Raw genomic sequence first — 5,726 nt, 5'->3', positions numbered from 1 at the left:
AAAAATCGGTGAAAGTCAAGGAAAACACTTCAAAACTTCTTGATTTTTGTCCCGGCAAAGCAAAAACTTCTCAAAAGTTGTTAATTTCTCTTCATTTTTCGGTATTAAGTGGTAAAAACCGCTTGATATAAGGCAAAAAACTGAATATCCACATGTGGAAAGTTTTCACGGACGGAAAAGAAAGAAATGCCACAAAAATATCCACAATGGAGCGGCAGAAGCGCAAAAAGAGAGGGAACCAGTTTCCCGGTTCCCTCTCAAAAAGTGCTTATTTATCCAGTTTCAATTAGCCGAAGTAGCGCTTCAGCAGGCCCTCGAAAGCCTTGCCGTGGCGGGCCTCGTCGCGGGCCATCTCATGGACGGTGTCATGGATGGCGTCCAGGTTCAGCTCCTTGGCCTTCTTGGCCAGCTCGAACTTGCCAGCGGTAGCGCCGTTCTCGGCGTCCACACGCATCTCCAGGTTCTTCTTGGTGGAGTCGGTCAGAACCTCGCCCAGCAGTTCGGCAAACTTGGCGGCGTGCTCGGCCTCCTCATAGGCGGCCTTCTCCCAGTACAGGCCGATCTCGGGATAGCCCTCGCGGTGAGCCACGCGGGCCATGGCCAGATACATACCAACCTCGGAGCACTCGCCCTGGAAGTTCTCACGCAGGCCCTGGATGATCTCCTCGGGAGCACCCTTGGCCACGCCTACCACGTGCTCGGCAGCCCAAGTCTTGTCGCCGCCCTGGAGCACGAACTTCTCCTTGGGAGCCTTGCAGATGGGGCAGAAATCAGGGGCGGAATCCCCTTCGTGAACGTAACCGCAGACAGAGCAAACCCACTTTTTCATAATGATTGCCTCCTAAAAACAATTTTATTTTTCTTTGTAACTTGGTTTAGCGGAAGTGCTAATCAGTAATGATTATCATTTCTGATATTAAGATAGCACAACTTAACTTTCCCGTCAAGTGTTTTTTTCAGGATCGGCAAAAGTTTTTTTCGGCTCCAGAGCGGCAGCCAGCTCCTCATAGGAGCAGAGGGCGTTGAGCACCTCCAGCATGGCGTTGGGCGACAGATGCTCGGGCAGGGCCAGCTTCTGGAGCAGGGCCCGCCGCTTCTCCGACGCGCCAGGGCCTCCCGAGAGACCCAGCGTGAAGAGATCCGCCTTGGTTATGGGGCGGCGGGGCATCGCCCTCTCCTCCGCCTCATCCAGGAAGGTGGCCCCCGCCCGGCGGAGAGCCTCCTCCAGCTGCTGGGGGCGCATACCCTCCACCCCCAGCTTGCCCTCCTTGCCGGGGGTCCGCTTGCGCCGCTCCTTGCCCAGGATATCGGGCACATAGGCGTGCTTCACCCGGTCCGGCGGGATGCTGCCCTTGAGAAAGTTGCGGATCACAAAGCCCGCCCCGTCCGGATCCGTTAGGATAATCAGCCCCCGCTCCTCCGCCAGACGGCGGAACAAGGCCAGCCTTTCCTTGTCCTTGAAGATACCGAAACCGGAGGTCTCCAGGATCACCGTATCCACCAGCTGGGAAAGGGTGTTCTTATCGTACCGCCCCTCCACCACGATGGCCTCCCGAATCCGCAGCACCTCAGTTCCACCCCAAGCAGGCGTAGCCCGCATACCAACCGTCTCCCAGGTGCTCGGTATACAGCACGCCCGGACGGGCGCTCCCCCGCCAGGGCACGCACCGCACGTCGGTGAGCACGTCCAGCGGCTGGCTGGCCAGCCAGGCAGCCGCCCGGCCACCCCGGAGCACCAGCACCGCGGCCCCATCCTCTACCCGGATGGCGTCCAGCTCCACCCCGTCCAAAGGCACCGGACCCAGCGCGTCGGAGGGAAACTCCCCCTGCTTGGCGGCCTCCCGCAGGGCATTCAGCTCGTCCCGGCGGACGCTGAGCAGCCGGTAGACCTCCCGGCGGACCCGCTCCACCTGTCCCTTCCGGCTGTTTCCGGTCAGATACCAGCCGGCGATCCCCGCGGCGGCCAGGGCCGCCGTTTTCACCAATGTGGATTTCTTCATTGTTTCAGGCTCCTTTCTTCACAGCCAGCTCCATGAGCAGAGCAATCAGCAGCTCTTCCCCATCGGCGCCGGTGGATTTCATGGCAAGGTCGGTCTGGCCGCAGCGGAGGGTCGCCCAGCGGCACCAGCCCAGGGAAAACCGCCGGGCCGACTGCATCAGCCGCTCGGCGGGATAGGCCGAGCGCAGGGCCCAGAGGTCCATCAGGTATTTGGTCCCCTTCCGCTGCTCCAGAGCTAGCCGGGCGGTATAGAGCTGCCGCAGCTGCCTGCCCAGCACGGAGAGGAGCTTGATAGGGGCCTCCTGCATATGGAGCAGATCCCCCAGCACCGCCGCCGCCTTGTCAAAGTCCCCGGCGGCGATGGCGTCGGTCATTTGGAACACCACCGCGTCCAGCTGAGGCGTGGCCACTGCGTCGATGTCCGCCCGGGTCACCCGGCGGTGGGTGGCGTAGGCCCCAATCTTCCCAATCTCGGAGATAAGGGTGGTCATCAGGTCCCCGCACAGGAAGATGAGGTAGCGGGCGTCCTCGGTGCCGATGTCGTGGTCCAGGGCCTTGAACCGGCGGGCGATCCAGTCCACCAGATCCCCCTGGTCCTGGCGGTTGAAGGCCACCACCAGCCCTTTCTCCTTCAAAAGCCCGGCCAGCTTGGTGCGGGCGTCGGCCTTGTACTCCACCAGGTCGTAGACAAACACCAGGCACACATAGTCGGGCAGGTCCTTCAGCACCGCCATCAGGCCGTCCTTATCTCCTTTATATAAATCGTAGTCGTTGACCACAATCAGGGTGCGCTGGCTCATCATGGGCAGGCAGTCCACCATCTGAGCCAGGGTCTTGAGGTCGAACTCCTTCCCGTTGATGGTGTGGAGGTTGAACTCCTCCATCCCGGCGGGCAGGAGCTTTTGCTTGATCTGACCCAGGTAGTAGTCCCGCAGATAGGTCTCCTCCCCGTGAAAGACGTAGAGGTTGCCGATCGCCCCCTCTTTGAGCTGCTTTTTTAAGGTCCGATACGCCCCGTCATCCGGTTTCTTTTTGGGCGGCATGGCGATCCTCCTATTCTGAGGTAATGGTTATGGTTCCCGACCAGTCGGTGCGGTAGATCTGACACCCGGCGGCCGCCAGCCGCTCCAGAGTCTCCGGGGCGGGGTGGCCGTATGTATTATACCCCACGGAGATCACCGCCAGCTCCGGCCGGGCGGCCAGCAGCAGCTCCTCCGAGGTGGAATATTTGGAGCCGTGGTGACCCACCACCAGAGCCTCCAGGTCAGGCAGATTTCCGTATTTCAGCAGGCGGCCCTCGATGATCTCGTCCATGTCGCCGGTGATGAGGGCGTCAAACTCCCCGGCGGTACATAGCACGCTGAGCCCCTCCTCATTGGCGTCCCCGGCCCCCAGGGGCGGGTAGATGGTGAGCTCCGCTCCGCCCAGCGTCAGGGTGGTAACGTCGGCCACCAGCAGGGTGTCCACCCCTTTCTCCTCCGCCAGAGCCAGGATAGACTGGCGCAGCGGGTCCTCCGGCTCCACGTCGGGCAGGATCAGCAGCCCCACTTCCATCCGCTCCAGCAGGCGGGCCACTCCATTGGCGTGGTCGGTATGGTAGTGGGTCAGCGCCACTACGTCAATCCGGCTCAGGCCCAAAGCCTGAAAATAGTCCGCCGCCGTGTCTCCGGCGTCATCCAGTCCGCTGCCTCCGCAGTCCACCAGAGCGGAGGCCCCCTGGGAATAGACGGCCGTGGACAGGCCCTGTCCCACATCCAGCACCGACAGGGTGAGCTGTCCGCCGGTATAGCGCCCGGCCTGAAGGAGCAGCGCCCAGCAAAGGGCGCAAACCGTCAGACCGGCGGGCAAGAGCAGGCTTTTCCGGCCCGGCAGGACGAGATAGGCCACCAGCAGAGCGTACACCAGAGCCAGCCAGGCCACGATATACACCGACCCGGCGGGCACCGCCGCGAAGGGGAGGGCCGCCAGCCTGGGCACCATCCACAGCAGGTACTCCCCCGCCAGAGACACCGGCAGGGCCAGCAGCCCCGCCAGTCCAGGCAGGAGCAGACCCAGGACCGCCACCGCCAGCCCGCCCAGAAACAGGTCGGACACCGCCCACAGGGTCAGCAGATTGGCAAGAGGCGAAATCAGGGAGACCGAGCCGAAATAATAGGCCGTCAGGGGCGTGGTGAGGGCAATAGCTCCCAGAGTGGTGGCCAGGCTGGCGGTGAGAAAGCGGAACGCCAGGCAGCCAAACCTGGCCCGGAAGCCCTTGGGCTTGTCGGGCAGGCACTTCTGCCATCTCTGGCAGAGGGGGCCGGTAAAAAGGTAGATCCCCGCCACTGAAGCGAAGGAGAGCTGGAGGGAGATACTGGCGGCGGCATAGGGGTTCTGGATCAGCAGGAGCATAAGAATGGTACACAGGGAGGTGGCCCGGTCGTCCTCCCGGTCTACCAGCGGCGCCAGCAGCAGCATGGACTGCATGAAGGCCGCCCGGAGCACCGATGGGGTATTCCCCGCGGCGGCGGCGAAAAAGAACATCAGAGCGATGCCCACCGCCGCAGACAGCCGCCGCCTGCGCCCCAGCAGGGCGGTGAGAAAACCGGAGAGGAAGGAGACGTGGAGGCCGGACACCGCCACCACATGGGCGGTTCCCGTCCGCCGGAGAGCGGAGTAAAAGCCTCCGTCCAGGCCGGAGGTGTCTCCGGTGGTCAGGGCGGCCACCAGAGGACCCACCCGATCGGGGAAACAGCGCAGGGCGCTCTGCCGGATGGCCCGGGCCACATAGTCCGGCCAATACCACACCGGCACCCGGTCCGGGCGGGTGACTTGCACCTCCCCCTCCCCGTAGGCCAGGAGGGTGATCCCTTTGGAATAGTAGTAGTCGCTGTCCGTTCCTGACAGGGTATCGGCCAGACGGAAAGAGGCGGTAAGGGCCAGCTCGTCCCCCGGGCGCAGATCCTCCGGCACGGTTTCCAGCCACAGGAGGGCCCGGAGAGGCCAGCCTTCCCCCTGGTGGAAGCTGATCTCCACCCAATGGGACTCCTCCTCCGGCCACTCCGTCACCCGGGCGGTGATGGGCTGGGTACGCTCCGCCACCAGGCAGGCGGGCGTGTGGAACAGGGCGGTATATACCTCGGTCCACAACAGGCCCGCTCCCAAACCAAAGCCCACCAGGAGCAGCCGCAGGCGGCGGTCCCCCTTCAGAAACAGCCCCGACAATCCTCCGACGGCGCAGCAGGCCCCCACCGGAAGGAGAACCGCCTCCGGCAGCAGGTAGACCGCCAGAAACACCGCCCCCGCAAAGGAGCCGGCGAACCAGGCCAGCTTACGCACGGGGCGCCGGGTCGTCGGTCAGGCCCAGAATATAGTCGGTACTGGTGTGATACAGCTCCGCCAATTTCAGCACCGCCCACACCGGAATTTCACGGATGCCCTTTTCATAGCGGCGGTAGACCTCTAAATTCATATTCAGGTAGTCCGCCACCGCCCGCTGCGTCATATCATTGTCTACACGTAAATCGGAAATACGGCGAAAATACATGTCATCACCCGAGCAAAATGCTACCATTCGGTAGCATGCCCGGCGCATTTTAACGCCATACGGCTTTATTTTAGCAAACCTTCTTGCGCTTTTCAAGCCCAGGAGGCGTGCCTCCGGCGGCACCGCTTTCTTTCCAAAGAAAGCGGCGGGAAAGAAAGGGTCAGGGCGGGGGATTTCGATTTCCCCCGCCCTGACCCTTTC

6 protein-coding genes are annotated in these 5,726 nt (G+C 62.5%); all 6 read right to left on the bottom strand.

What is annotated here, in order from left to right; translation table 11 throughout:
* Positions 1 to 286: 286 nt before the first annotated feature.
* Positions 287 to 829 (bottom strand): NADH peroxidase, encoded by a 543-nt coding sequence (locus B5F88_RS18245; protein ID WP_087348848.1) that lies wholly within the window; start codon positions 827 to 829, stop codon positions 287 to 289.
* 114 nt (positions 830 to 943) lie between these two features.
* A complete protein-coding gene (locus B5F88_RS18240) occupies positions 944 to 1,567 on the bottom strand; it encodes a DUF4093 domain-containing protein (protein ID WP_087348846.1) in 624 nt (207 codons plus the stop codon).
* A 1-nt stretch (position 1,568) separates the two neighbouring features.
* A complete protein-coding gene (locus tag B5F88_RS18235) occupies positions 1,569 to 2,000 on the bottom strand; it encodes a toxin-antitoxin system antitoxin subunit (RefSeq protein ID WP_087348844.1) in 432 nt (143 codons plus the stop codon).
* 4 nt (positions 2,001 to 2,004) lie between these two features.
* Positions 2,005 to 3,042, bottom strand: a complete 1,038-nt coding sequence (gene holA / locus B5F88_RS18230) for a DNA polymerase III subunit delta (RefSeq protein ID WP_087348842.1) — start codon at positions 3,040 to 3,042, stop codon at positions 2,005 to 2,007.
* A gap of 10 nt (positions 3,043 to 3,052) precedes the next feature.
* Positions 3,053 to 5,317, bottom strand: a complete 2,265-nt coding sequence (locus tag B5F88_RS18225; protein WP_087348840.1) for a DNA internalization-related competence protein ComEC/Rec2 — start codon at positions 5,315 to 5,317, stop codon at positions 3,053 to 3,055.
* A complete protein-coding gene (locus tag B5F88_RS18220; protein ID WP_087348850.1) occupies positions 5,310 to 5,525 on the bottom strand; it encodes a helix-turn-helix transcriptional regulator in 216 nt (71 codons plus the stop codon). The genes B5F88_RS18225 and B5F88_RS18220 overlap by 8 nt, the downstream gene beginning before the upstream one ends.
* Positions 5,526 to 5,726 lie beyond the last annotated feature (201 nt).

Origin of the sequence: Flavonifractor sp. An306, from assembly GCF_002159455.1 — a bacterium.
Lineage (GTDB): Bacteria > Bacillota > Clostridia > Oscillospirales > Oscillospiraceae > Flavonifractor.
The sequence above is the reverse complement of the archived record's forward strand: the minus strand, read 5'-3'. Positions and strand labels throughout refer to the sequence as shown.